Below are 25,543 nucleotides of genomic sequence, written 5' to 3'. Positions count from 1 at the left end.
GTTCTCCGCCAGACGGCCGGCCCCGTTCCGCGACACGACACCGACGACTGCGAGGAAGTTCCCATGACCACCACGGATTCCACCGCTCCCGGCACCTCCTCCCGGCCCACCGCGTGGCGGGCCCTGACCGTGGCCGCCGCGGTGCTCGCGCCCCTGGTGCTGTGGGCCCTGGCCGTTCCGCTGGCGGGGGTGGAGCTGACCGCCTTCCCCGGTGGGCGGCCCCGGGTCGTGGGGCCCGTGGCCGTGGCCGTGGCGGGCCTGGTCTTCGGCCTGGCCGCCTGGGCCCTGCTGATGGTCCTGGAGCGCACCGTGCGGAGTCCGGGCCGGGTGTGGTCGGTCGTCGCCTACATCGTGCTCGTGCTGTCCCTGGCCGGACCGGTCACCAGCGGCGCCGCTCCGGTGGTCGTGCTGGTGCTGGCGGGGATGCACGTCCTGGTCGGCGTGGTGCTGATCCTGGGCCTGGGCCGTTCGGCCCGCGCCTGAGCGGCTCACCGCCACGGTCCCGGACCGGGAAGGGCCCTCTTGGGCGTTCGCGGTCCCGGGGACGCCGAAGAGGAATGACCCCCGGCTCCCCGAGTCCCCTCCTCGTTCCCGCCTCGGCGGCCCGTCGCCGAGGCGGGGCGGGCGCCTCTCGGGAGCGCTACCGGTCGTGTGCGGATCGGGGGCTATCCCGTCTCCGAAAGGCGCCGTCGGGTGCGGGACGGCGCGGACGCGGGCAGTGTGGCGATGACGTCGGCGACGGTGGACCCTGCGAGGCTGTGCCGCCACGCCTCGTGCGCTTCGGCCATCTTCTCGGCGAGGACGCAGGTACGGCGGCACTCGCCGGGGGGCAGGGCTCCCCGTCCCTGTTGGCGGATCTCGCGGCACTCATACGGTGGGGACGTGCCGTCGACGGCCTCGACGATCTGCAGGAGCGTGATCTCGGAGGCGGGCCGCGCGAGTTGGAACCCCCCACGCGGGCCCGTGGTCGCGGCCAGCAGCCCGGCTCTGACGAGCTTCTTCAACTGCTTGGTGAGATAGGGCGCCGGCAGGTCGTAGTACTGGGCGAGCTGCGCCGCCGACGCGCTGACTCCCGGATCGAGCTGTGCCAGCGTCGTGGTGCAGTGCAGAACCCATTCCGTGCTCACAGGTAGCTTCACGGCTCCGAGCCTATCGCAGACATTATGGATCCATTTAGTCCTTGATAGGGTTCACACGGCGACGAGAGAGGAGATCATCATGCGGATCGCGGTTGCCGGCGCGACCGGGAACATCGGAACACTCACGGTCGCGGCCCTTGAACGGGAGGGACACGAGGTCGTACGCATCAGCCGCTCGCTCGGCGTGGACCTGTCCACAGGCGAGGGTCTCGACGCCGCCCTGTCCGGCGCCGAAGCGGTCGTCGACGCCACCAACGGACCCGTGACCGACAGGGATCGGACGACGGCCTACCTCAGCACCACCACACGGAACCTGCTCGCCGCCGAGGAGCGGGCAGGCGTGCGACACCACGTGCTGCTCTCGATCGTCGGAGTCCATCGTGTCGAGGGCAACGCCCACTACGCCGGCAAGCGGGAGCAGGAGCGCCTCGTGGCCGCGGGCCCGGTGCCGTGGACGATCGTTCCGGTCACACAGTTCCACGACTTCGCCGCGATGGTGACGAGCTGGACCGAGCGGGACGGTGTCGCCATGGTCGCACCGCTGCTGGTGCAACCGGTCGCGCCAGCGGACGTGGCCGACGTCCTCGCCGAGATCGCGGTGGGCGAGCCGCGGGGGCGTTACACCGATGTCGCGGGCCCCGGGACACAGGACCTGGTGGACATGGCCCGGCGCACCAACGAGGCGCGCGGTCGCGCGGTGAGGCTTGTACCGACCTGGTCGACGGTCCTCGGACCGGAGATGGCCGGCGACGTGCTCCTGCCCGGCGAGGGCGCCCGCATCGCACCGACCACCTTCGACGAGTGGCTGGGAGTGGTCTCCGGCCGTGGGGGAGTGGCCGAGGGAGGCGGAGTCCCGCTCCGGTGAGGGAGTTCGCCCCGTGGGGGAGCCCACCCCCTCGTCCGCGGGGAACGGGGTCAGCGGGTGGGCGGTGCGGTGCTCTCGCGCTCGACGACCTCGCCCCGCACGGTGACCACGCGGGGCTGGTCGCCGGGCTCGCCGTCCAGGGCGAGCACGGCGGCCCGCTCACCCATCTCCTCCAGGGGCAGGCGCACCGTGGTCAGCGCGGGGGTCAGGTCGCGCAGGGTGGGGATGTCGTCGAACCCGGCCACCGACAGGTCGGCGGGCACACGCAGCCCCAGGTCGCGCAGGGCCGCCATCGCCCCGGTGGCCATGACGTCGTTGACCGCGAACAGACAGGTGGCGTCGGTGCCCACCGCCATCAGGCGACGGGTGGACTCATAGCCCCCGTCGCGGGTGAAGGCGCCGTGCACCACGTTGTGGTGGGCCAGTTCCAGGCCCGCCCCCGAGAGCGCGGAGTGGAAGCCGTCCAGGCGTTCGCGGGCGGTCTGCAGGTCGGTGGGACCGGCCAGGATGGCGAACTCGCGGTGTCCCTGGGCGATGAGGCGGCGGGCCAGGTCGGCGGCCCCGGTGTGGTTGTCGGGGGTGACCGTGTCGGCGGGAAGGCCCTCCTGGGACACGCACGCCACCTGTCCGCCCTGGCGGCGGAACATGAGGATCTCCTCGGACAGGCGCCGGTTGCTCTCCTCGTCGGTGGAGCGCGACCCGACCAGCACCACCGCGCGGGCCCGGTGCGCGCGCAGTGTGGCCAGGATGCGGCCCTCCGTCTGCGCGGAGCGGCTGGTGGTGCCCAGTACCAGGACCAGCCCCTGTTCCTCGGTGTGGCGGGTGACCCCGGCGGCGATCGAGGAGAAGTAGGGGTCGGAGATGTCGTGGACGAGCAGGCCGACCAGGGAACTGCTGTTGCGGGCCAGGGTCTGGGCCGAGGCGTTGGCCAGGTAGCCGAGCTCCTGGGCGCTGGCGGTCACCTTGTCGCGCAGGCGCTGACTCACCTGCCGGGTGCTGCCGTTGATCACCCTGGACGCGGTCGCCAAGGACACGCCGGCGTGCTCGGCGACCTGCTCCAGGGTCACGTAACCGGACTCCACGCCGCTTCCTCTCCTGCCTCGGCCCATGGGAAAACTCTTTCCTAGCCTAGCGGAGCCCTCAGCCCGCTCACGTATGTTCCGATGTCCCCCTCACCTCGTCAGTCCCTGTGGCCTCCCGAGGGGGCGGCGGATCCGCCGGTCGGAACACGCAGTTGCTCACGCCAGGTGCGTGTGGGGTTCCAGCCCAGGGCGTCGTGGGCCGCCTGGGAGGAGAACACCGCGCGGCCGTCGGCCAGGGCGGCGGCCGCCGCGGCGGTGGCGGGGTGGTGCTGGGGCAGCAGGGCGTCGACCGGGCCGGTGGCCAGGGGGTCGGGGGCCATGGCGTTGAACACCTGCCCTCCACGGACCTTGTCGGGGTTCTCCACCACCAGCGCGAACAGCTCGGCGGCGTCGCGGGCGTCGACGTAGTTGAACAGGGAAGTGGCGGCCAGCGCCGGGTCGGCCAGCCGTTCGGCCATGGTGTGCCCCAGCTGGGTGGGGGCGCCCTCCCACTCCTCGGGGGCGACCACGTATCCCGGGCGCACGCACGACAGGACACAGGTGCGGGCGGTGCGTGCCAGGGCGCGCACGGTGTCCTCGATGATCGTCTTGCTCAGCCCGTAGGCGTGCCAGGGCGCGACCGGGTGCTCCTCGTCCAGCGGCAGGTAGCGCGGCGTCCAGGAGGGGGTGTTGTACCCGTAGACGGTGGGGCTGGAGGCGGCCACCGCCGCGTGCGCGCCGTGGGCGACGGCGGCGGAGAGCACCGCCCAGGCCAGTCCGGTGTTGACCTGGAGGGTCTCCACGTCGGGGCGGGCGAAGGGCACGGCGATCCCGGCCAGGTGGACGACCGCCTCGGGGCGGGCGCGGGTGAAGGCCTCCTCCAGCGCGGCGGGGTCCAGGAGGTCGGCGGTGACCGTGTCGACGCCTTCGGGGAGGTCGGCCGGGGCGGTGTCCACGGAGGTCACCTGGTGTCCGCGGGCGGACAGGACGGACACGACGCTGCGGCCGAGCCGTCCGGAGCCGCCGGTGACGAGAACGCGCATGGGTGTTGCCTTCCTTCCGTGCCCCGGTGGCCGGGGCGTTCGTCCACAGGCCGGGACGGGTTCTGGTGCCGCCCGGTGGAGCGGGCCTGACGTTGGTAGCGGGGGATCCCCAGGGGTCTTCGGCCTCACGCCGCCCTGGCCGGGGCCGCCCGCGGGCCCCGCCACCGCACGGGTTCAGGGCAGGGTTCGCGCGGACGCGGCCAGGTCCTCCAGTTCCCGCGCCGCGCCGGTGTGCCCGTCGCGTACCGCCACGCGCAGGCGCCGCCGCAGGTGTGCTCCCTCGGGCAGGGGCAGGCGCGTGTCCCAGGCCAGCGCGGGTCCCACTCCGGGGTACTCCAGCGCGCGTAGGAACCAGGGGTCGGTGTGCTCACCGGGCTGGAGGAAGAGCAGGGTCCACGGTCCACCGTCGTCGCCGGTTCCGGCCATGGCCAGCCACTCGGCGCGTGAGCCGTGCAGGGCCTCCTCGCCCCTCAGCCCGCCGGCGCCGGTGACGGCGGGAGGGGTGGCGGCGAGGGGGGCGCGCCAGAACAGGCCTCCGTAACCGGCGCCGGGGCGGCCGTTGGTGGCGGGGCTGCCGATGCTCAGCTCGCGCCCCGAGGTGTTGCTCAGCTCCGTGCGCACGTCCAGTACCCAGGTGTGTTCGTCCAGGCCCGCGGCGCGCACGGTGCGCTCCTCGCGCAGCAGCTCGGCTCCGCCTGGATCGGTCCACGACAGGAGTTCGACGCGGCGGTCCTCACCCAGCTCCAGCCAGGACAGGTGGCGTTGGCGTCCGTGGTTGTCCAGGAGCACCGATCCCCGCTCGCGGGTGAAGGTGCGACCGCCCCAGAAGCTGGTCCCCGACACGTCGGGCACGGCCACGCTCAGCCCGAAGTGGTGCAGGTGGTCGGCGGGCCGCCGCTCGGTGACCACCGTTCCCGAGCGGGTGCGTACCGGGTGCAGGTAGGGGCGCGGGGACAGGGCCGGTTCGATGTCGGTTCCGTCGTGCAGGACGGCCAGGGCACGGCCGTCCAGGGTCAGCGTGTTCACGGTGCGGCCTCCGTGTGGGCCGACCCCGCCGGGTAGGCGGGAGGCCAGGCGGGGTCGAGTTCGGAGAACAGCGCCAGGTGCTCGGCGCTGCGGTGGATGAGGGTGTCGATGCCGGGGATGATCCGGCGCACGCCCTCGTCGGTGCGGTGGACCTGCTGCATGTGGTCGGGGACCGCCACGGGGTCGGGTGCGGTGCGCACCGCTTCGAGCACGTGCATGAACGCGCGGGTGGCCGGGGGCGGCACCAGGAGCGGTTCCTCCCCGCGCACGTGGGCGAGGAGGTTGGCCAGCAGGGGGGTGCGCGGGTGGGTGGTGATGACCGGGGCGCGGCCGGGCTGGTGCAGGGTGAGGCGGTCCAGCGTGTACTCCAGCTCGATGCGTCCTCGCTCGCCGTGCACCACCAGGCGCGGTGGCAGGTGCTCGGGCGCGCACAGGGTCACCGCCAGGGTGATGGGCAGGCCGTCGCTGGTGCGTACGCGCACGCAGGAGGTGTCGTCGGCCTCGATGGGGTGGGCGTGGAACATCTCCAGCTCCACCCCGGCCGGTGCGTCGGCCTGGCTTCCGGCCACGGCCAGGGCGGTGGCGAGCGCGTGGGCGAAGGGGTTGGTCAGCGCGCCGTCCACCACGTCACGGCCCCGCAGGCGGCGCCGGCCGGCCCAGGGGGCGCGGTCGTAGTAGGCCGAGGTGCGCACCCAGGTGCCCGATCCGCCGATGCCGCGCACGCGGCCCACCGCTCCCCGGCGCACGAGCGTGCGCACGGCTTCCACGGCGGCCGATCCCAGGCTCTGGAAGCCCACCTGGCAGGCCAGGCCGGAGGCGTCCACGGCCGCGTTGAGCTGCTCGAACTCCTCCAGGGTCGCGGTGGTGGGCTTCTCCAGCAGGACGTGGGAGCCGTGTTCCAGCGCGGTGCGGGCCAGGGGCAGATGGGTGTGGATGGGCGTGGCCAGGATGGTGACCCGCGCGCCGGTGCGCTCGATCGCCTCGCCCAGGTCGGCGTGGCAGGGCAGCGGGCCGTGTCCCTCCAGGTCGTCGCCCTCGGGGACGGGGCGCTGGTCGCACAGGCCCACGAGCCGGACCAGGCCGCTTTGGCCCATCTCGCGCAGGGCGCGCAGGTGGGTGCGGCCGTGTCCGTGGACGCCGGCCAGCAGTACGGGTACGGGTGCGCCCATCAGCTGTCCCCGAGCAGGTCGGCGACGCGGACCGGGGCTCCGGAGGCGATGGAGGCGTTGGCGGCCAGTCCGGTGAGCAGGGCGTTGCCGCCGTCCGCGTGGTCGGGGCGGATGCCGTCGTCGCCTCCTCCGAAGAGGGAGTCGAGCATGAGCTGGTCGCCGCCGCCGTGGGTGCCCTCGCCCACCGCGACCTGGATCTCCTCGGGCGGCTGCCAGTGGCGGCGCAGCCACAGCCGGGCGCTGGTGTGCTCCTTGGGGGCGGGCATGCCGCGCACGGGCGTGGCCTCGTCCTGGTGGGGCGAGGTGTACTCGAACTCGGTCATGTCCAGTTCCAGGCGGCCCCTGCTGCCGGTGACGGCGATGCGGTAGCCCTCCCAGGGGGCGTAGGCGACCAGGTGGTAGGTGAGCCGTGCGCCGGTGTCGTAGCCGACCAGCACGGACATGTCGTCCTCGATGGTGATGCCGGGGCTGAAGACGTTGAGGTCGCGGCGGTAGCCGTCCTCGTGCTCGGCCTCCAGGTACAGGGCGCTCAGGTCGGGGCTGTCCTTCATGTGCAGGGCGAAGGGGTCGTGTTCGGCGGCGTCCTCGCCGTGGCCGCGCTCGTAGTCGGCGGCCAGACCGTGGCGGCGGCCGTTCTCCTCGCCGTAGAAGAACAGGCGGCCCGAGGCGAACACGTCGGTGGGACGGGCGCCGATCCACCAGTTGACCAGGTCGAAGTGGTGGCTGGCCTTGTGCACGAGCAGACCGCCGGACTGGGCCTTGTCGCGGTGCCAGCGGCGGAAGTAGTCGGCGCCGTGGCGCAGGTCCAGCAGCCACTCGAAGTGCACCGAGCCGACCTCGCCGATGACCCCGGAGGCGATGAGGTCGCGCATCTGGCGGTGGACGGGGTTGTAGCGGTAGTTGAAGCCGACGGTCACCCGGCCCCCGGTGCGGGCCTGGGCTTCGTTGATGCGCCGCAGCCCGTCCAGGTCGGCGGTCATGGGCTTCTCGGTGATGGCGTCGAGCCCGGCGTCCAGGGCGGCCACGACGTAGTCGGCGTGGGTGCGGTCGACGGTGCACACGATGACCTCGTCGACCCTCTCCTGCTTGAGCATGCGGGTGAAGTCGTCGGGGGAGTAGGTCGGCACGGCATCGAGTCCGGCGTCGGTGACGATCCGGTTGTGCACGGCCATACGGGTGGTGTTGGTGTCGCAGAGGGCGACCAGCCGCCCCCGGTCCCGGTGGGTGCCGGTCAGCGCCCGGGTGTACATCCGAGCGCGGGATCCGGTGCCGACGATCGCGTACCTGCGTGGGGTGGTGTGGTTCACACAGGGCATGGTAAACGCTTTCCCCAGTGGGCGACAAGAGCATCGGCACAGAAGAAGCCGCACTGCAATCGCGAACACAGCGTATTAATTTAATCACCTTAGGTGATATTTCCGATGGAGAACCGCGCGCGGAGCGGGCCTGTGGGGCCTCTGGAGAGCTTCGGGAGGGTAACGATCTGGGGTATGGATCACACTTTTCAGGAAACGTGCCGTTGACACCCATGTAACCCGGTGCTAGAAACTGAACATCTTAGTACGTGGATAGCGCTTACCAAAACGGGTTTCGGCAGTTCATCCCGTGTTCTCGAACACAGAGCGTACGCGCCCTTCCGAACGAGATTGGCATTTTCCATGAATCCAGGACCGCACGCGTCCGCCAGCGTCCCGGCGGTGGCCCCACAGGAGGGTGGATCCCCGTGAGCGCCCTCCTGCAAAGGCGGCCCCCCAAGACCCCGCAGAACACGGCCGCCCCCAAGCCGGGAAAACGAGCCGGCAAGAGGCCGGCCCCGGGCAGGCAGCGGCGTGAGAACCTCGCCGCCTACGGTTTCCTGACCCCGTGGTTCCTCGGCCTGGTGTTCATCACCGCGGGACCCCTGCTGGCCTCCCTGTACTTCTCCTTCACCGACTACAGCCTCATCGGCGACCACAACTGGGTCGGCCTGGAGAACTACGAGCGGATGCTCACCGACGAGCGGCTGTTCAACGCGCTGAAGGTCACGTTCGTGTACGTGTTCGTCTCGGTGCCGCTCCAGCTGGCCATGGCCCTGGCCCTGGCGATGATCCTGGACCGGGGCGTGCGGGGGCTGCCCCTGTACCGGTCGGTGTACTACCTGCCCTCCCTGCTCGGCGGCAGCGTGGCCATCGCCATCCTGTGGCGCCAGGTCTTCGGCGCCGACGGCCTGATCAACCAGGTCCTGGCCTTCTTCGGCATCCAGGGCGAGGGCTGGGTCTCCCACCCCGACTACGCGCTGGGCACCCTGATCGTGCTCAACGTGTGGACCTTCGGCGCGCCCATGGTGATCTTCCTGGCGGGACTGCGGCAGATCCCCGCCATGTACTACGAGGCCGCCGCGGTGGACGGCGCGAGTCCGCTGCGCCGCTTCTGGAACATCACCGTGCCGATGCTCACCCCGATCATCTTCTTCAACCTGGTGCTGCAGTTCATCAACGCCTTCCAGACCTTCACCCAGGCGTTCATCGTCAGCGGCGGCACCGGGGGGCCCTCCGACTCCACCCTCTTCTACACGCTCTACCTCTACCAACGCGGCTTCGGCGCCTTCGACATGGGATACGCCTCGGCGATGGCGTGGCTGCTGCTGATGATCATCGGCGGGTTCACCGCGGTGAACTTCTTCGCCTCCAAGTACTGGGTCTTCTATGGCGACTAAGACAGGGGCCCCCGTGCTCTCCCAGGAGCGCACCCGGGCCCAACGCGTACGGCGGCTGATCACCCACATCGGACTGATCGGGTTCGGGCTGGCCATGCTCTACCCGCTGCTGTGGATGCTCTCCAGCTCCTTCAAACCCACCGCGGAGATCTTCCGCGCACCGGGCCTGATCCCGGAGACCCTCACCTTCGGCAACTATCCCGAGGGGTGGGAGGCCCTGCAGTTCCCCTTCCACCACTACCTGCTCAACTCGGCGATCGTGGTGGCCGGGGCGATCATCGGCAACCTCGTGGGATGCTCGATGGCGGCCTACGCCTTCGCCCGGCTGGAGTTCCGCGGCAAACGGCTGTTCTTCGCCATCATGCTCGCCACGATCATGCTGCCGATCCACGTCGTGATCGTGCCGCAGTACATCCTGTTCTCCGAGCTGGGCTGGATCAACACCTTCCTGCCCCTGATCGTCCCCAAGCTCCTGGCCACCGACGGGTTCTTCATCTTCCTCATGGTGCAGTTCATCCGCGGACTGCCCAAGGACCTGGACGAGGCGGCGCGCATCGACGGCTGCGGCCACGTGCGCATCTTCTGCCAACTGATCCTGCCGCTGTCCATGCCCGCCCTGGCCACCACGGCGATCTTCACCTTCATCTGGACGTGGAACGACTTCTTCAGCCAGCTGATCTTCCTCACCAGCCCGGATATGTACACCGTCCCCGTCGCCCTGCGCACCTTCGTCGACTCGACCTCGCAGACCTCCTGGGGTCCGCTGTTCGCCATGTCGATCGTCGCCCTCGGGCCGGTTTTCGGGTTCTTCCTCGCGGGACAGCGATACCTCGTCAAGGGCATCGCCACCACCGGAATCAAGTAGTCGAAGGGAACCAGACATGCGTGCACACCCTGGCAACGGGCGCCCCCAGGCCCGTCGCCGTAACCCCCTCCTGTCCGTGGCCGCGGGAATGGGCGCCATCATCATGGCGGCCACCGCCTGTGGCGGCTCCGAGTCCGAGGACGGCGTCGTCGAACTGCGCTTCGCCTGGTGGGGAGCGGACGACCGCCACGCCACCACCCAGAAGGTCATCGAGCTGTTCGAGGCCGAGAACCCCGACATCAAGATCACGGCGGACTACACCGACTGGGCCGGATACTGGGACCGTCTGGCGACCAGCACCGCCGCCAACGACGCGCCCGACATCATGACCCAGGAGGAGCGCTACCTGCGCGAGTACGGCGACCGCGGCGCCCTCCTGGACCTCAACGAGGTCAGCGAGCAGCTCGACCTGTCCAAGATCGACCCGCTGGTGGCCGAGAGCGGTGACCTGGACGAGAAGACCTACGGTGTGGCCACCGGCGTGAACGCCTACGCGATCCTGGCCGACCCGCAGGCCTTCGAGGAGGCGGGCGTGGAGATGCCCGACGACTCCACCTGGACCTGGGACGACTACGTCGAGATCTCGGCCCAGATCAGCGAGGCCACCGACGGCGAGATCGTCGGTACCCAGAGCATGTCCTACAACGAGTCCGGTTTCCAGATCTTCGCCCGTCAGCGCGGGGAGAACCTCTACAACGAGGACGGCTCGCTCGGCTTCTCCAAGGAGACGCTGGAGGAGTGGTTCTCGATCACCAACGAGCTCCTGGAGAACGGGGGCCAGCCCAGCGCCGCCGAGAGCGTGGAGATCGAGGCCGGCGGCCCCGACCAGTCGGTGCTGTCCACCAACAAGGGCGCGATGGCCCACTTCTGGACCAACCAGCTGGGCGGCATCTCCGAGTCCGCCGGACGCGACATCGAACTGCTGCGCTACCCCGGTGAGACCGCCAACGAGCGGACCGGCATGTACTTCAAGCCGGCCATGTTCTACTCCATCTCCGCGGGCACCGAGCACCCGGAGGAGGCGGCCCGCTTCGTGGACTTCCTGCTCAACAGCAACGAGGCGGCCGAGCTGATCCTGGCCGACCGCGGCCTGCCCGCCAACGTGGACGTGCGCGAGCACATCCTGGGCTCCCTGCCCGAGGCCGACGCCCGCAGCGCGGAGTTCCTGGCCGGGATCGAGGACACGATCGTGGACGGCAACCCGCCGCCGCCGATCGGCGCCGGCGAGGTCGTGAACATCACCAAGCGCGTCAGCGAGGAGATGGCGTTCGGCGACCTGACCCCGGCCGAGGCCGCCGAGCAGTTCATGTCCGAGGTCGAGGAGGCCACCGGCGGCGCCTGAGCCGCCCCCTTCCGAGACTGCTCCTGAGAAGGAACCGGGCCCGGCGGAAGACCACTCCCCTTCCGCCGGGCCCGGTCTCCGTGTGTACGGGCCCCGCGCCGTACCCGCCGGGCCTTGGACTCCCGTGCTGCCTGGCCGCCCCGGACCGCCCGTGACCCGTTCAGGGTGGGATGGGGGACTGGGAGCGTCCGGGGTCGGCCCCCGGTTCCGGGGCGGTCCCCGGTCCCGGTACGGGGGCGGAGGGAACGGCGGTCTGCGCGATGAGGGCGCCCGTGACGATGACGGCCGAGCCCAGGACCTGCACGGCGGTGAGCGCCTCGCCCAGCAGCACCCACGCCAGCACGATCGCGGTCACCACCTCCAGGTAGGCGACCCCTCCGGCGACCTGCGGGGACAGCCGCCGGATCGCCGAGATCCCGAGGAAGTAGGCGAGGGCCGTGCACACCAGGCCCAGCCACAGGGCGGCCGCCCAACCGGGAAAGGCGAATCCGCCCAGTGCGACCGGGTCGGCCAGTATCCCCCACGGCAGTGTCCAGGGCTGGGCCAGGGCGCCCAGCAGTACCGCGGCGACCAGGGAGCCGAAGGCGACCACGGCCAGGGGGTCGGTGTCCTCGCCCATGCTGTCCGACAGCAGGAAGAAGGCGGCCTGCGCGGCGGCGGCGCCCAGTGCCAGCGCCACCCCGACGGCGTCCAGGCGCATACCCGACCACACCTCCAGGAGCAGGCCCACTCCCGCCACCGCCAGGACCACGCCGACCACGGCGGCGGGGGAGACGCGGGTGCGGCGCACCACGCGCAGCCACAGCAGGACCAGGACCGGACCGAGGAACTCGATCAGGAGGGCGATGCCCACGGGGATGCGGGTGATGGCGGCGAAGTACAGGGCCTGCACCCCGGCCATGGGGAAGACGCCGTAGGCCAGGACCAGCAGCGGGCGGCGCCGTGCGGTTCGCCAGTGCGCCAGGGCCACGGGCAACAGCAGCAGCGCCGCCCCGGCCACGCGCAGCCAGGTGACGTGGAGGGAGTCCATACCCGCGTCCAGCAGGGGTCGGGCGAACACACCAGAGCCGCCGAAGGCGAGCGCCGAGGCGAGTGCGAAGGCCAGCCCCGAGGGGCGGTGGCGCACGGGTGGCACGGACACGGCGGCGCTCCCGGGGACAGGTGGGGACATGGGACCGCTGACGAGCATACGGCTGTCAGGGGAACGCGGCGCGGCGCGTCCTCACGGCCACAGTTCGGTCTGTCCGGGCACCTGCCCGCGCTCGGCGCGGACCCGGCCCAGACACCGCCGACAGGTCACCGCCCCCGGGGCGGGGAACAACCGCAGCGGGTCGGCGGCGGCGTGGCAGGACACCGCGGGAACCTCGATCCCGGCCCACATGTGTGTGGTCAGCCCGTGCACCACCGTGCCCTGACCGATCCGGACCCCCTCGGCGGTGGCCAGTTCGGCGCGGCGGCGGCGCAGCGTGGCGGCCAGGTGCTCGACCTCGGTGTCGGTGAGCTGGTGTTCGGTGTGCTCAGGCATGTGTCCCAGGATGGCCCAAGGACAGGCAGCCGCGGGACATCGTGCGGTACGGGCATGACGTGGACGCCGTACCGCACGGCTTCCGGCGGGGAGGACACGGGCTTCCCGGCCGCGCTCCCGGCCTCCTGGGCGGCCGCACCGGGCTTTTCCTGCGGCGGGCGCCGCACGTTCGAGCGGAGCGGCCGAGGTTTGGCGACCGTCGCCCGTGGACACCATCTGTAACCGAGAGTCACTAACGGCTACCTGAAGTGATGGGATTCGTATGAAGAGCACCAGTCGGATGCTGACCGTCGTCGTTCTGGCCCTGGCCGGCTCCCTCATGGCCGCCGGTTCCGCGGCCGCCGCCCTCGGGGGCGGGGCCGGCAGCGGGGCCGGCGGTGTCGGTGGAGGTGTCGGCGGTGTACTCAACGGCATCCTCAGTTCGCTCCCCATCGGGTGAGGCGCACTGAGCCGTCGATGCGCACACCGTGTCGGCTTCGATTGCCGTAGGCACGCCACGGCCTGGACACGAGGGCCCGCACCTCCGGTCGGAAGGTGCGGGCCCTCGTTCGTTGTCGGGCGTCCCCGGCCACCGGTGGGCGAGGCCGCCCGGCGGCACCGGCGCCGCGGCCGCGACGAAACGTCGCAGGCGCGTGTGAGCATCGGGCTCTGCCCGGTTGAGGAGGCCCCATGTCGTTCCAGGCCTGTCTGGACTCCATCGAGGACAAGACCGGCCTGCTCCCTCGCACGCTCGTCGAGCGCGCAAAGGAGAGGGGCTACGACGCCCCGGCGGTCAAGGCGGGCACCATCGTCCGGTGGCTGGCCGAGGACTACGGGCTGGGGCGCGGCCACGCGATGGCCCTGGTCCACGTCATCAAGAAGGGCACGCGGATCAGCGCCGAGCACGTGGGCACCGCCGGCACCCACCGGGACGCCTCCACCGGACTCCGGCTCGACGGCAAGGCGACCAGACCGCGGACGGCCTGAGTCCGCGCAGGGCGGGTCCTCACCTTGTCCACCGAGGGCAGGGGCCGGGCCCCGGACCGCCGTGGGCCGCGCCATCGTCGGCCACTGACCGACTACGACGGCTCCGCGGGCATCTCGTGCGGATTTCCGTGATCGACTACGGGGACTTCGTGCACCGTACTCCCGAGGCGGTCAACCGGGCCGTGTGCGGTCCGCACCGCGGAAACACCAGTCCGCTGCCGGTTTCCGGCCTGCCCGCCGAGCGTGCGAGAGCGGGGTCCGCACGCTCCACCGCCGCTTCTCGGGCGGTTCTTTACCAGAGGTGGTCCACGATGACCTCGGCGTCGTCGACCTGGTGCTGGTACCGGTCGGGGTAGGCCGAGCGCTGGACGTCCTGGGCGACCTCGCCCAGGGGGGTGTCGTCCCAACTGCCGTCGGGGTAGACGCGGTTCAGCTCGTCGAAGAAGGCGTTGGTGGCCCAGGTGGGATCCAGGCGCTGCTCCTGGGAGCCGTAGTGGTCGCGCTGCTGGAACAGGCCGACGCTGTCACGGTCACCCCAGTCGAGGTTGTCCAGGTGGGTCTCGACGATGGAGGTGGCGACCGCCATGGTGGCGGCGTCCTCGCCCATGTCGCGGTCCTTCGCCGCCTCGACCATCGCGCGGGCGTTGTCGACGTGCTCGTCGGTCATGTTGCCGGCCATGTCGTCGTCCAACTCGGTGTTGAGGGTGGCGGCGATCTCCTTGTCGGTGTCGGTGTCCGCGGCGGCCACGCCCGGTCCGGCCAGGATCAGCCCTGCGCTGATCAGCAGGCCTGAGGTCGCGGTAAACGTCAGCTTGGGTATCGATTCTGTAAACTTCACCCGTGCAACGTATGCGATGACCAGCGCTTTTGACAGTGTTTGAAACCACTCCGCAGGGGTGGGAAAATCAACACCAAGTCCGAGCAACCTCTGGGCCATCACCGGCGATACCAGCGCGAGCGTGACCGGGATGGTGCCCCTGGTGGCGGTTCCGGTGGCGCTGACCGCTGGGAGACGGGCCTTCCGGCGGCCAGGACAAACGTTGGGACACAAAGCCCGCCGCCTGGCAGACTCACCTGCCATGGGCAAGATCTACGACACCATCGACGCGCGGTTGACGCGCTTCCTCCTCGACCAGCCGGTGTTCTTCGTCGGCAGCGCGCCCCTGGCGGGCGACGGCCACGTCAACGTCTCTCCCAAGGGCATGAGCGGCACCTTCGCCGTCCTCGGTGAACACCAGGTCGCCTACCTCGACTACACCGGACCGGGCGCGGAGACCATCGCGCACCTGCGTGAGAACGGGCGCGTCACGATGATGTTCTGCGCGTTCGACGGACCGCCGAAGATCGTCCGTCTGCACGGCCGCGGACGCGTCGTCACACCCGCCGACCCCGAATTCGACGAACTACGGTCCCACTTCTCCAAGGAGCGCGTTGAGGGCCAGCGCGCCGTCATCGTGGTCGACGTGCACCGCGTCTCCGACTCCTGCGGGTTCTCGGTTCCGCTCATGGACCTGCGCGGCGACCGCGATCTCCTGGACCGCTACCACGAGCGCCGTGGCACCGGCTACTTCGACGAGTACCACCGCACCCGCAACGCCACCAGCATCGACGGACTGCCCGCCCTACCCGGGGTGTGAGCAACGGCGGGACAGGATCCGGCGGCCGGCCCGTCTGCCGACCGCTTCCCCGGCCGTCAGACGGGCCGGGCCGGCCTCCCCTCGCCCCGGTCCTGGCCGTGGTCGGCGTGGCCGCGCAGTTCGCGGTGGGCCAGGTCCACGGTGTGCCCGCGGCCGCGCAGGCGTTCGGCCACGTCACGGGCCACGGTGGGGGCACGGTGCTCACCGCCGGAGCATCCCACGGCCAGGACCACGTCCTCGGTGCCCGGCCCGGCGACGAGGGCCTCGGCGGCCGCGACCAGAGCCTCGGCCAGGGCGCTGACGCCGGGGGTGGCCAGGACGTGCTCGCGCACGCGGGCGTCGGGAAAGACCAGGTTCGGCAGGTGCGGGGCGGGATTGAGGAAGTGGTCGCGAAGGTCGGCGACCAGGTGGGCGTCGTCGGGGGCGTCGCCGTGGAGGTAGCCGAAGCTGATGACGTGGACGTCCTGCACGGTGGGTCCTTGGGATTGTCGGTGTCTGGAACGGGGGCCGGCGCCCAGAGGGGCCGGGTGGGTCGCACCGCACCGCGGGAGGTGCGGGACGGGCGGAGCCGTCACCGGGTGGGTTCGGACGGGCTCGGGCCCACGCTCGAATGGTGGCACGGGCGGGCCCCGTAACACCCCGCTCCGTTTCTACGCCGGCCGCCAGGGGCCGCGACGCCGGGTGCGGAGCGGCCGGTGGATCAGGACCGCCCGGCGTGGGCGGAGAGGTCGAGCTGGACCCAGGCGATGTCGTGCCAGGCGTCGAACTTGCGGCCCGCCTTCCGCATGACGCCGACGTCCTCGAAGCCCAGGGACCGGTGCAGGCCCAGGCTGGCGTCGTTGGGCAGGCTCATGCAGGCGATGGCGGTGTGCATGCCCCGCTCGGCCAGGCGGGGCAGCAGTGCCTGGTAGAGGGTGCGGCCCGCGCCGGTGCGGCGGCGGCCGGTCTGGAGGTAGACGCTGACCTCGCATGTCCACCGGTAGGCGTCCCGGGGCCGGAAGGGGCCGCCGTAGGCGTAACCCGCGACTCCCTCCGCGTCCCGGAGGACGATCCAGGCGTGTCGTTCCTGGGCCGCGGCGATCCGGTCGGCCATCTGCCCGGCTGTGGGCGGCTCGTACTCGAAGGTGATCGCGGTGTCGGTGACGTAGGGCGCGTAGACCGCCGCGCACGCCTCGGCGTCCGCCCGGGTCGCGTCGCGGACGGTGAGGGTCGGCATCGAACTCATGTCAACCATAGTAATCATTCCTGTCTTCTATAGTGAACACATGAGCGACGACCTGGGCCCGGCCCTCGCCCTGGCCCTACAGGAGCTGCGGCAGGCCCGCGGGCTGAGCGGAGGCGCCCTGGCCGAGTGTTCCGGTGTCTCCCGGGGCATGATCAGCCGGATCGAGAACGGCGACGTCCAGCCCACCGCCGCGTTGCTGGGCCGCCTGTCCGCCGCGCTGGGCATCACCCTGTCGGAGCTGATCGCCTTCGCCGAACAGGGCGACCGGCGCCTGGCCCGTGCGCACGAGCAGCCCGTGTGGACCGATCCGGAGACGGGGTACCGGCGGCGCGCGGTCTCACCCGCGGCCGGTGGGCCGATCGAGCTGGTGGAGGTCGAACTGCCCCCGGGCGCACGGGTGGCCTTCCCCGTGGAGGCCTACACCTTCACCCACCACCAGATCTGGGTGCTGGAGGGCACGCTCACCTTCTGCGAGGGAGGTGTCGAGCACGTGCTGGGCACGGGCGACTGCCTGCGCCTGGGCCCGCCCGAGCCGTGCGAGTACCGCAACCCGACCGGAGAGCCCTGCCGCTACCTGGTGGCCATCGCACGCCGCCAGGCCTGAGACGGCCCCGGCGCGGTCGGACCGGAGGCGGCTCAGTCGCTCGGGCCGGTCAGGGCGGCCAGGAACACCGGTCGCCGGTCGGCCAGCCAGGCCTGGCGGCGGTCCCATCGTTCCCACCCGCCCAGTCGTTCCAGGTCGCGGACGAAGAGCTCGTCGCCGCTCTCGACCCGTGCGGTCACGAAGGCGCGTGCGACGGCGGTGTACTGCTCGACCACCCCGGGCAGGGAGTGGCGGTCGTCGAAGGAGAGCCCGTAGGCGTCGGCGAGAACGCGCAGGCGCCTGGGGACGTCGAGTCCCTCGCGCGGTGTCCCGGCCGCCGACACGGGATCGAGCGCGGGCACCAGGTAGTAGGCCAGGGCCGCCACGTCCCAGACCGGGCGGCCCGGTGCGGCCAGGTCGAAGTCGATCAGGGCCGCCGCCCGGCCCTGGCGGAAGACGATGTTCTCCAGGCACGGATCGCTGTGGCACAGGATCGGTCCGCCCTCGGGGTCGGCCAGGTCGCGCGACCAGGGGGCCGTGGTGTCCACGGGTACGCGCGCGGCGGCCTCGTGGTAGCGGCGCAGCAGCTCGGCGGCCGAGCACAGGGCCTGTTCGCTCATCGCCCACGCGGGGAAGGGCGGCAGCGCCACGTCGCCCTCGACGAAGCCGAGCTCCTCGTGTCCGTCGGCGCGCAGCCGGAGCGGTACGGGCGCGCCGTCGAACCCTGCCTGGGCCAGGGACCGCAGGTGGGCGTGGATGGCGGGGGATGCGGGGGTGGCCGTGCGCACGACGCGGTCGCCGTGTCGGGAGACGGTGTTCATCATGCCGCCGGCGAGCGGCCGGCCCTTCTCCTCGGCCGGGTCGCCGGACTCACTGGAGTGGGTCATCGTTGTCCGTCGTTCTCGGAAAGGGGCGGGACAGGGGAAGAGCGGGATAAGGGTATGAGATGACAAGGGTGGTTTTGCGCGTTTTTCCTGGTGAAAGCAGCAAAAAGAACGGGGCGGTTTTCCACCCAACCGCACCCGCACCTGTGTTCGCCCCGCTACCGTGAGACCGGAAAAGGAAAACCCGGTCGGTGCTGAAAACACCGAGCCGGGTTGTGGCCGCCTGCCTGCGTGAGCAGGAGAGCGGCCCACCGCCTTCCTGCATCACCAGGAAGACAGCTCACCATCTCCCTGCAGACCCAGGAAGACAGCGCATGCCGCAGTCTAGCGTTTCCGGCCCTGCCGTAACAGCGATACCGAACATGTCGCGCGTCGAAGTCGTGCACGAGGCACCGGTACCGCCCGCCCCGACCCACCCCTCGCCCCGCAAGCGTCCCCGGAAGAGCATGAGCGGTGTCAGGTTCAGGCCCGGCCTGTGGGTCGTCGACGCCCTCAAGGCCGGGCACATGCCCAGCGCCAGCGCCCACACCGTCGCCACGGTCATCGCCGACGCCGCCGACGCCGACGGCCGCTGGTGCTTTCTGTACCTGCGAACGATCGTCGACCGCTGCGGCGGGACCGTCAGCCTGCCCACGGTCAAGCGGGCGATCGACGAACTCATACGAAAGGGACTGGTCCGCAGACTGTCGCCGTCGCAGAAGCGGGAGTTCTTCCACGAAGGCATCGCCTCGAAGAGCTTGTGGAAGGAACGCCTGCCGTCGGTGCTGGAGCTGATGATCCCCGCCAGTGCTTTTCCGTCGGCGGAGCTGAGGGAGATCAACCGGATACGTGCGTCGCTGGGGGAGGAACCGCTGACCGAGCGCTCCCGCCCGCGCCCGGAGGTGGAAGAGGAGAGGGCTCACCGTGAGCCCGGTGCCGGCTCACGACGAGCCACAGACGTTTCCCCTAACAACCCTTCCCCGAACAAACCCGGTCCGTCCGTCCGTGGGAGCTCAGGCACAGCTCGCGCGCCCGCGCGCGAGGCGCCGGACGGACACGGCGTCGGCGGTGGCGGCGGTGGAGTGCGGCGGGAGCCGAGCGGCGGGGCCCTGGAGCTCCTGTCCCGCGTTCCCGACGCGGTCCTGCGCAATCCCGGCCCGGACCGGGCCGCGCTGGCCCACGCCGTGGACCGGCTCATCAAGCAGGGGCTGGCCCAGGAGGAGCTCGTCGCGCTCCTGGACGGCCTTCACGCCCCGCGCCGCCCCTTCGCCGCGCTCATGCGTCGCCTCAGAAGCCTTGAGGACGCACGCGCCTTCCTCGACGGCCACCTGGGCGCGGGCGTCCATCGCCCCGCGGAACGCGCCTCGCCCCCGGGCCTGGGCGGGATCCCCCTGCCCCGCTGCGGCGAGAACGGTTTCGACGTGGAGGGCGGGGACATGTTCGCCCGGCCCGTGGAGTTCGTGGTCGACGCGCGGGGCACGGCGCCGCGTACCTGCTCCGACCACCCGGGCGTACGCAACGTCCCGGGCGGAACCTGCCGTGTGTGCGGCAGAGCGTGCCGGTCCGTGCCCGGCGAGATCCTGCATCCGCCTGCCCCCGCTGCCACCGCACCGGCGCCGCGGACCGCGTCGCCCCTCCCCGAACCCGTTTCCGACACCTCCGCCGAGAAAGCGGGGACCGATCCGGCGGTGTTGGAGCTGATGCGGGCCTCCCTGGCGGGGCCGCGCCGCGAGGACTCCGGCCGTGCCCGCCACGCCCATGCCACCGAGTGCGTGCCCACTACCGCGGGGCGTGCGGCGGTGAAGGCCGTGCGCGAACAGCTGGCCCGCCTCCGACCGAGGGAACCGGGATGAGGCCTGGCCACGGCCCCGCCGCCGGTGCGGGCAGGACCGGATACGCCGGAGGTTTTCCCCACGTGTGAGTGGGGATGCGCTGGTATGGGCGCGTCATGTGGCGGAAACATCCGCGCAACACGGCCTCGAAGCGAACAACCGCATCCGGACTTCGCCGACATCCCCCGCGAGCTGGAGGGATGCCCGTTCCGGCAGAGCGTGAGCCGGTCCGGTACATGCCGGGCCACAGGATTTATGTTCATATCGAGGTAATACACTCCTAACACAGCCACGACCCGCAGGCGTGAGGACCTCAGGGCCTCGGGTCATCCAACGCATGGCGCCATGCGTGCGTGTTTTTCGAGGTTCCCGACACAACGGCGTGTGGGGTGCCCGTTCCACCTGAGCCGAAAGGAACGCCACCCATGCCCTTCTCCTCCGAGGCACGCCGAGACCACCACCCCGGGGTCCGGTCGGCCTATGAGCACATGGCTCGTCGCAACCCCGACGAGCCGGAGTTCCAGCAGGCGGTCCTGGAGGTCCTGGACGACCTCTCGCCCGCCCTGACCAGGCACCCCGAGTACGCCGAACAGCGCATCCTGGAGCGCCTGTGCGAGCCCGAGCGCCAGCTCATGTTCCGGGTGCCCTGGCGCGACGACCAGGGACAGGTGCACATCAACCGGGGCTTCCGGGTGGAGTTCAACAGCGCGCTGGGCCCCTACAAGGGCGGCCTGCGCTTCCACCCCAGCGTCGACCTGGGCGTGATCAAGTTCCTGGGCTTCGAGCAGATCTTCAAGAACGCGCTGACCGGTATGAACATCGGCGGCGGCAAGGGCGGCAGCGACTTCGACCCCAAGGGGCGCTCGGACGCGGAGATCGAGCGGTTCTGCCAGTCGTTCATGACGGAGCTGCACCGCCACCTGGGCGAGCACACCGACGTTCCCGCCGGGGACATCGGCGTGGGCGCCCGTGAGATCGGCTACCTGTTCGGCCAGTACCGGCGCCTGGCCAACCGGTGGGAGGCCGGAGTGATCACCGGCAAGGGCCTGGAGTGGGGCGGCTCGCGAGTGCGTACCGAGGCCACGGGGTACGGCAGCGTGCTGTTCACCCAGCGGATGCTGGAGCGTGTGGGCAAGGCCCTGGACGGACAGCGCGTGGTGGTCTCCGGGTCGGGCAACGTGGCGATCTACTCGGTGGAGAAGGCCCAGCACCTGGGCGCCACCGTGGTGGCCTGCTCCGACTCCGCCGGTTACGTGGTCGACGACAAGGGCCTGGACCTGGATCTGCTCAAGCAGATCAAGGAGGTCGAGCGCGAGCGGATCAGCGTCTACGCCGAGCGGCGCGTCGGCGCCCGCTACGTGGAGGGCGGCAGCGTGTGGGACGTGCCCTGTGACGTGGCGCTTCCCTCGGCCACCCAGAACGAGTTGGACGCCGACGCGGCACGTGTTCTGGTGCGCAACGGGGTGATCGCCGTGGCGGAGGGCGCGAACATGCCCACCACGCCGGAGGCGGTCCAGGTACTGCGTGAGGCCAAGGTGCTGTTCGGGCCGGGCAAGGCGGCCAACGCCGGTGGCGTGGCCACCAGTGTGCTGGAGATGCGCCAGAACGCGCGGCGCACCTCGTGGTCGTTCCAGCACGCCGAGTCCGAGCTGGCCGAGACGATGTCCGACATCCACGACCGCTGCGAGGAGGCGGCCGAGCGCTACGGGGCTCCGGGCGACTACGTGCTGGGGGCGAACGTGGCCGGATTCGAGCGGGTGGCGAGTGCGATGCTCGCCCAGGGACTGATCTAGGGGGCCGGGCAGGGCCCGGGGCGCCTAAGGGTGCGTCCCGGGCTCAGCGGCCTTCGGACGGTGTCCGCCGACCGGAGTGCGCACCGGGTGCGGCGGCCGACCGGCGGTGCTGTCCGCGGCCGGCCGCCATGGGGTTTCTAGGTCCTCACCACAGGTGGTGGACCTGGGGGCGGATGAGCTCGTCGTAGATCTCACGGATCCGGGCGTGCGTGGCGGCGTCCAGCGGGGGCAGCTCGGCGGCGGCCGCGTTGCCGTGTGCCTGGTCGGCGTTGCGGGCGCCGGGAATGACGACGCTGACGCCTTCCTGGTCCAGGATCCAGCGCAGCGCGAACTGGGCCATGGTGACGCCCTCGGGGACCAGCGGGCGCACGCGCTCGACCGCCTTCAGGCCGGTCGCGTAGTCCACGCCGGAGAAGGTCTCGCCCTTGTCGAAGGCCTGGCCCTCCCGGTTGAAGTTGCGGTGGTCGTCCTCACCGAAGGAGGTGTCGGCGGTGAACTTGCCCGACAGCAGACCGCTGGCCAGGGGGACGCGCGCGATGATGCCGACCCCGGCTTCGCGTGCGGCGGGCAGGACCCGCTCCAGGGGCTTGTGCCGGAAGGCGTTGAGGATGATCTGGACGGTGGCGACGCCCGGGCGGGCGATCGCGGCCAGGGCCTCCTCGCAGGTCTCCACCGAGACGCCGTAGGCGCGCATGCGCCCCTCCTCGACCATGGCGTCCAGGTCGTCGAAGACGGCGTCGGTGTCGATGACCCGCGCGGGCGGGCAGTGCAGCTGGACGAGGTCGATGGTGTCCACGCCCAGGTTCTCCCGGGAGCGGTCGTTCCAGGCCCGGAAGTTGTCGGGGCTGTAGTTCTCGGGGACCTGGTCGGCGCGGCGGCCCATCTTGGTGGCCACGGTGATGCCGGGGCGTTCCTTGAGCAGCCGGCCGACGAGCTGCTCGCTGCGGCCGTCGCCGTAGACGTCGGCGGTGTCGAAGAAGGTGACACCGGCGTCGGCGGCCGCGTGCAGGGCGGCCAGGGCGTCGGTCTCACTGACCTCGCCCCAGGAGGCTCCGATCTGCCAGGCGCCGAAACCGACGACGCTGACGTTCTTGCTGGTGCGGCCAAGTACGCGTGTTTCCATATGTCCGATCCTAGACCCTTGGGAGCGCTCCCAATCGCGGCCTGTCCGATGATCCCATCAGAGCGCCTCCCGCATGGTCTCGTGGCGCGCCACGATCCGGCTCGGTACGGGCCTCGAGAGGGCGTGGTCCGAAGCGCTCCCGGTAGGCGGAGGGCTGACCCCGGTGTGGGCGCGCACGCTCGCGCGCAGGTTGGCGGTGCTGCCCGGGCCGCCGACACGCATGCGGCGCCAGAGGTCGGCCCGGGCCGGAGAACGCAGCGTCGGCGACATTCACCCGACTGCTACCAATGGTCACAGTGAGTTCACAGCATGTTGCCCATGGGCGGTTACCTTCGCTGCGTCAGCTTCCCCCTGGCAGAAAGGCACCGCCTTGTCCCGCTTCGCCGCCCACCGCGCCCTCGCCCTGGTGGGCACCACCCTGCTGGCCCTGACCACCGCCGCGACCACCGCCCCGACCGCGGCCGCGACCACCACACCCGAGCGCGTCCTCCTGTCACCCACCGCCGACCCCTCCACATCCCAGACCCTGACCTGGCGCTCGGACACCCCGGACCACCCCACCCTGCGGATCGCACCGGCCACCGACCCCGGCCAGGTCACCACGGTGGAGGGCACCACCACCTCCTCGGTCAACGGCACCTTCCACACCGCCACCGCCACCGGTCTGAGCCCCGACACCGCCTACCGCTACCGTGTCGGCGACGGCACCTCCTTCAGTCCCTGGCGTACCTTCACCACCGCCGCGCAGGGGACCGAGCCCTTCACCTTCCTCTACTTCGGAGACGTCCAGAACGGCATCTCCACCGGCGGCGCCACCATGGTGCGGGCCGCACTGGAGGCCGAACCCGACGCGGAGCTGGCCGTGCACTCCGGGGACCTCGTCAACTCCGCCAACAGTGAGTCGGAGTGGAGCCAGTGGTTCGACGCCTTCGGTCCGGAGGCCACCGGCACCATCAACCACATCGCCGCACCCGGCAACCACGAGTACTCCCTGTTCTCCCTGAGCCGGTACTGGAGCCCGCAGTTCCCGGGCGTGGGAAACGGCCCCGCCAGCGGCCGCCACCTGTCCCAGACCGTCTACCACACCGACTACCAGGGCGTGCGCTTCGTCGTTCTCAACTCCAACTACCGCAACGCCGCCCCGCTGAGTGCTGACCTCTGGCTGGACACCCAGCAGCGCTGGCTGGAGGAGGCCCTGGCCACCAACCCCCATCCCTGGACGGTGGTCACCTTCCACCACCCGGTCTTCTCCAACAGCCCCAGCCGCGACAACGGCCCCCTGCGCGAGTCCTGGCTCGACACCTTGGAGGAGTACGACGTCGACCTGGTCCTCCAGGGACACGACCACTCCTACGGGCGGGGCAACCTGACCGCCAACCGCACCGAGGACCCCGACGTGCAGACCGGTCCCGTCTACACCGTCGCGGTGACCGGCACCAAGATGTACGACGCTTCTGAGGACAACTGGATCGACAACGGCGCCGAGGTGCGCGCGCAGGTGGCCGACACCCCCACCTTCCAGGCCGTTGAGGTGGAGGGCGCCAGCCTGCGCTACACCGCCCGCACCGCAGACGGCACGGTCGTGGACTCCTTCACCATCGACAAGAGCGGCGACAAGAACGTCACCGACACGCTCTGACCCCGCCGCGGCGGTGCCCCCGGAGGTCGGGGCACCGCCCGTGCTCCAGGGCTCCAGCCCGGTCAACGGCCTGGGCCCGAACCGCCCACGGTAGGTCGAGGGGCCGGTCCCGGTGTGGGCACGCACGCCCGCGCGCAGGTTGGCGGTGCCGCCCGGGCGATCGGCCTCACGCGGTGCGCGCGCGGTCGCCCTGGAAGACCTCACGGGCATCCGGCGTAGGGTACGGCTCCGCAGGCCCCAACGGGTCACGCTGCACTCCTGGTCCTTCCACCAACTGGGCGCCTTCATCACCTACAAGGCCAAGCGGGCCGGTGTGCCGGTGGTGTGCGTGGACCCGGCTCACTCCTCCCGTGAGTGCGCCGAGTGTTCCTACACCCACAAGGCCAACCGGATCTCCCAGGCCTCCTTTATCTGCCAGGGCTGCGGCGTCGCCTGCCACGCGGACCGGAATGCTTCCCGTGTCCTGGCCCGCAGGGGCCAGAACGTGTGGAATGCGGGGCGGAAGTCACACGTCCCACCCGACAACCTCTAGCAGAGTTGTCGGGTCAGACGCGGTGGGCTCCCTCGCACCCAGCGGGGTGGTCCAACCGCACGCTCGGTCGTTCACGGCCGAGAAGCTGACGGGCGGGTCTTGGACAGGTCGTTGACGATGGTTCGTTCGGGGACGAAGCGGACGAGCCGTGCGTCGTCGTCGAAGTCCTTCAGGTCGGCGGGCCAGGTGGACTCGTCATCGCCGAGGTATCGGCGGCGCTTGCGTCTGGAGCGTTCCTCGTCGTAGGGCACGACCTCGGCCTCACCGCGCATGATGACCTGGAGGAACTCCAGTCTCTCCAGGTCGCAGGTGTCCACGACCAGCGCGACCCGGGGGTCCTTGGCCAGGAACCGCGACATCTTCGAGTAGGCGCCGGTGATCCACCAGACCGCACCCTCCTCCCACAGGAACCAGACCGGGCGCACCGTGGGCGCTCCGGAGGAGTCGGAGGTGGCCACGCGGGCGACCAGGGGTCGGGCGAGGAAGGCGTCGACGTCGAAGGGGTGTGTCTTCTGACCGGAAGTGCCGGGGGTGTCGCTCACCCCGTCAGGTTAGGCCGAGCGGACCGACCGGGGAAGGCCGCTTCCGGGGCTGTGGACCACTCGCCGCACGGGGACGAT

General features: G+C 71.1%; 27 protein-coding genes. 13 read left to right on the top strand and 14 right to left on the bottom strand.

Going from position 1 to position 25,543, the window contains the following annotated elements; all coding sequences use genetic code 11:
* Window positions 1-63 precede the first annotated feature (63 nt).
* Complete coding sequence (locus tag NOSIN_RS09270; protein WP_077690341.1) at window positions 64-483, top strand: DUF6069 family protein; 420 nt, start codon at window positions 64-66, stop codon at window positions 481-483.
* A 182-nt stretch (window positions 484-665) separates the two neighbouring features.
* Here the strand turns inward: NOSIN_RS09270 and NOSIN_RS09265 are convergent, their stop codons facing one another.
* Window positions 666-1,139, bottom strand: coding sequence for an RrF2 family transcriptional regulator (locus tag NOSIN_RS09265; RefSeq protein WP_077690340.1), 474 nt, complete (start codon window positions 1,137-1,139; stop codon window positions 666-668).
* 79 nt (window positions 1,140-1,218) lie between these two features.
* On the opposite strand from NOSIN_RS09265, the gene NOSIN_RS09260 reads away from it, so the two are divergent.
* A complete protein-coding gene (locus NOSIN_RS09260; RefSeq protein WP_077690339.1) occupies window positions 1,219-2,004 on the top strand; it encodes an SDR family oxidoreductase in 786 nt (261 codons plus the stop codon).
* A gap of 50 nt (window positions 2,005-2,054) precedes the next feature.
* On the opposite strand, the gene NOSIN_RS09255 is transcribed toward NOSIN_RS09260, so the two are convergent.
* From NOSIN_RS09255 to NOSIN_RS09235, 5 genes are all read right to left on the bottom strand, one after another.
* Window positions 2,055-3,086, bottom strand: a complete 1,032-nt coding sequence (locus NOSIN_RS09255) for a LacI family DNA-binding transcriptional regulator (RefSeq protein WP_077690338.1) — start codon at window positions 3,084-3,086, stop codon at window positions 2,055-2,057.
* A 98-nt stretch (window positions 3,087-3,184) separates the two neighbouring features.
* Window positions 3,185-4,108 (bottom strand): NAD-dependent epimerase/dehydratase family protein, encoded by a 924-nt coding sequence (locus NOSIN_RS09250; protein WP_077690337.1) that lies wholly within the window; start codon window positions 4,106-4,108, stop codon window positions 3,185-3,187.
* Window positions 4,109-4,282: 174 nt separating this feature from the next.
* Window positions 4,283-5,134 carry a DUF6807 domain-containing protein gene (locus tag NOSIN_RS09245; RefSeq protein WP_077690336.1) on the bottom strand — a complete coding sequence of 284 codons (852 nt, stop codon included), beginning with the start codon at window positions 5,132-5,134 and terminating at the stop codon, window positions 4,283-4,285.
* Complete coding sequence (locus NOSIN_RS09240) at window positions 5,131-6,303, bottom strand: Gfo/Idh/MocA family protein (RefSeq protein ID WP_077690335.1); 1,173 nt, start codon at window positions 6,301-6,303, stop codon at window positions 5,131-5,133. The genes NOSIN_RS09245 and NOSIN_RS09240 overlap by 4 nt, the downstream gene beginning before the upstream one ends.
* Window positions 6,303-7,619: a Gfo/Idh/MocA family oxidoreductase gene (locus NOSIN_RS09235; protein ID WP_171986572.1), complete on the bottom strand. Its 1,317-nt coding sequence runs from the start codon at window positions 7,617-7,619 to the stop codon at window positions 6,303-6,305. The genes NOSIN_RS09240 and NOSIN_RS09235 overlap by 1 nt, the downstream gene beginning before the upstream one ends.
* A gap of 407 nt (window positions 7,620-8,026) precedes the next feature.
* Here NOSIN_RS09235 and NOSIN_RS09230 point away from each other — a divergent pair, with 407 nt between their 5' ends.
* The 3 genes from NOSIN_RS09230 to NOSIN_RS09220 are packed head-to-tail and all read left to right on the top strand — an operon-like array spanning window position 8,027 to window position 11,205.
* Window positions 8,027-8,998 carry a carbohydrate ABC transporter permease gene (locus NOSIN_RS09230; protein ID WP_077690334.1) on the top strand — a complete coding sequence of 324 codons (972 nt, stop codon included), beginning with the start codon at window positions 8,027-8,029 and terminating at the stop codon, window positions 8,996-8,998.
* Window positions 8,988-9,863, top strand: a complete 876-nt coding sequence (locus NOSIN_RS09225; protein ID WP_077690333.1) for a carbohydrate ABC transporter permease — start codon at window positions 8,988-8,990, stop codon at window positions 9,861-9,863. The genes NOSIN_RS09230 and NOSIN_RS09225 overlap by 11 nt, the downstream gene beginning before the upstream one ends.
* A 16-nt stretch (window positions 9,864-9,879) precedes the next feature.
* The gene (locus tag NOSIN_RS09220; protein WP_077690332.1) at window positions 9,880-11,205 is read left to right on the top strand and encodes an ABC transporter substrate-binding protein; all 1,326 of its coding nucleotides are present in this window, start codon (window positions 9,880-9,882) and stop codon (window positions 11,203-11,205) included.
* A gap of 160 nt (window positions 11,206-11,365) precedes the next feature.
* Here the strand turns inward: NOSIN_RS09220 and NOSIN_RS09215 are convergent, their stop codons facing one another.
* Entirely contained in the window at window positions 11,366-12,346 is a 981-nt protein-coding gene (locus NOSIN_RS09215; RefSeq protein WP_143832900.1) for an EamA family transporter, read from the bottom strand.
* A gap of 81 nt (window positions 12,347-12,427) precedes the next feature.
* On the bottom strand, window positions 12,428-12,730 hold the full coding sequence (locus tag NOSIN_RS09210; RefSeq protein WP_077690331.1) for a hypothetical protein: 303 nt from the start codon (window positions 12,728-12,730) through the stop codon (window positions 12,428-12,430).
* Window positions 12,731-12,992: 262 nt separating this feature from the next.
* Between NOSIN_RS09210 and NOSIN_RS27160 the strand changes: the two genes are divergently transcribed.
* Window positions 12,993-13,169 (top strand): hypothetical protein, encoded by a 177-nt coding sequence (locus tag NOSIN_RS27160; RefSeq protein ID WP_170293585.1) that lies wholly within the window; start codon window positions 12,993-12,995, stop codon window positions 13,167-13,169.
* A gap of 230 nt (window positions 13,170-13,399) precedes the next feature.
* Complete coding sequence (locus NOSIN_RS09205) at window positions 13,400-13,696, top strand: DUF4287 domain-containing protein (RefSeq protein ID WP_077690330.1); 297 nt, start codon at window positions 13,400-13,402, stop codon at window positions 13,694-13,696.
* A gap of 292 nt (window positions 13,697-13,988) precedes the next feature.
* Here the strand turns inward: NOSIN_RS09205 and NOSIN_RS09200 are convergent, their stop codons facing one another.
* Window positions 13,989-14,534 carry a hypothetical protein gene (locus NOSIN_RS09200; RefSeq protein WP_236743336.1) on the bottom strand — a complete coding sequence of 182 codons (546 nt, stop codon included), beginning with the start codon at window positions 14,532-14,534 and terminating at the stop codon, window positions 13,989-13,991.
* A 241-nt stretch (window positions 14,535-14,775) separates the two neighbouring features.
* Here NOSIN_RS09200 and NOSIN_RS09195 point away from each other — a divergent pair, with 241 nt between their 5' ends.
* A complete protein-coding gene (locus NOSIN_RS09195; RefSeq protein WP_077690329.1) occupies window positions 14,776-15,333 on the top strand; it encodes a pyridoxamine 5'-phosphate oxidase family protein in 558 nt (185 codons plus the stop codon).
* A gap of 56 nt (window positions 15,334-15,389) precedes the next feature.
* Here NOSIN_RS09195 and NOSIN_RS09190 read toward each other — a convergent pair whose 3' ends face one another.
* Both NOSIN_RS09190 and NOSIN_RS09185 read right to left on the bottom strand, forming a co-directional pair.
* Entirely contained in the window at window positions 15,390-15,803 is a 414-nt protein-coding gene (locus tag NOSIN_RS09190; RefSeq protein WP_077690328.1) for a RapZ C-terminal domain-containing protein, read from the bottom strand.
* 230 nt (window positions 15,804-16,033) lie between these two features.
* Entirely contained in the window at window positions 16,034-16,567 is a 534-nt protein-coding gene (locus tag NOSIN_RS09185; RefSeq protein ID WP_077690327.1) for a GNAT family N-acetyltransferase, read from the bottom strand.
* 31 nt (window positions 16,568-16,598) lie between these two features.
* Here NOSIN_RS09185 and NOSIN_RS09180 point away from each other — a divergent pair, with 31 nt between their 5' ends.
* Window positions 16,599-17,162 carry a helix-turn-helix domain-containing protein gene (locus NOSIN_RS09180; RefSeq protein WP_077690326.1) on the top strand — a complete coding sequence of 188 codons (564 nt, stop codon included), beginning with the start codon at window positions 16,599-16,601 and terminating at the stop codon, window positions 17,160-17,162.
* A 32-nt stretch (window positions 17,163-17,194) separates the two neighbouring features.
* Here NOSIN_RS09180 and NOSIN_RS09175 read toward each other — a convergent pair whose 3' ends face one another.
* Window positions 17,195-18,028, bottom strand: a complete 834-nt coding sequence (locus tag NOSIN_RS09175; RefSeq protein ID WP_077690325.1) for a phosphotransferase — start codon at window positions 18,026-18,028, stop codon at window positions 17,195-17,197.
* Between the two features lie 359 nt (window positions 18,029-18,387).
* Between NOSIN_RS09175 and NOSIN_RS26705 the strand changes: the two genes are divergently transcribed.
* Complete coding sequence (locus tag NOSIN_RS26705; RefSeq protein ID WP_143832899.1) at window positions 18,388-19,857, top strand: helix-turn-helix domain-containing protein; 1,470 nt, start codon at window positions 18,388-18,390, stop codon at window positions 19,855-19,857.
* Window positions 19,858-20,261: 404 nt separating this feature from the next.
* Window positions 20,262-21,629, top strand: coding sequence for an NADP-specific glutamate dehydrogenase (gdhA, locus tag NOSIN_RS09160; protein ID WP_077690322.1), 1,368 nt, complete (start codon window positions 20,262-20,264; stop codon window positions 21,627-21,629).
* Window positions 21,630-21,774: 145 nt separating this feature from the next.
* Here the strand turns inward: gdhA and NOSIN_RS09155 are convergent, their stop codons facing one another.
* Window positions 21,775-22,752 (bottom strand): aldo/keto reductase, encoded by a 978-nt coding sequence (locus tag NOSIN_RS09155; RefSeq protein ID WP_077690321.1) that lies wholly within the window; start codon window positions 22,750-22,752, stop codon window positions 21,775-21,777.
* 370 nt (window positions 22,753-23,122) lie between these two features.
* Between NOSIN_RS09155 and NOSIN_RS09145 the strand changes: the two genes are divergently transcribed.
* Both NOSIN_RS09145 and NOSIN_RS09140 read left to right on the top strand, forming a co-directional pair.
* Entirely contained in the window at window positions 23,123-24,391 is a 1,269-nt protein-coding gene (locus NOSIN_RS09145; protein WP_077690319.1) for a purple acid phosphatase family protein, read from the top strand.
* A 112-nt stretch (window positions 24,392-24,503) separates the two neighbouring features.
* A complete protein-coding gene (locus tag NOSIN_RS09140) occupies window positions 24,504-24,923 on the top strand; it encodes a zinc ribbon domain-containing protein (protein ID WP_394329770.1) in 420 nt (139 codons plus the stop codon).
* Between the two features lie 71 nt (window positions 24,924-24,994).
* Here the strand turns inward: NOSIN_RS09140 and NOSIN_RS09130 are convergent, their stop codons facing one another.
* The gene (locus tag NOSIN_RS09130) at window positions 24,995-25,465 is read right to left on the bottom strand and encodes a pyridoxamine 5'-phosphate oxidase family protein (RefSeq protein ID WP_077690318.1); all 471 of its coding nucleotides are present in this window, start codon (window positions 25,463-25,465) and stop codon (window positions 24,995-24,997) included.
* Window positions 25,466-25,543: the final 78 nt, after the last annotated feature.

This window comes from Nocardiopsis sinuspersici, assembly GCF_001998325.1.
Lineage (GTDB): Bacteria > Actinomycetota > Actinomycetes > Streptosporangiales > Streptosporangiaceae > Nocardiopsis > Nocardiopsis sinuspersici.
This window is presented reverse-complemented; position numbering and strand designations above follow the sequence as displayed.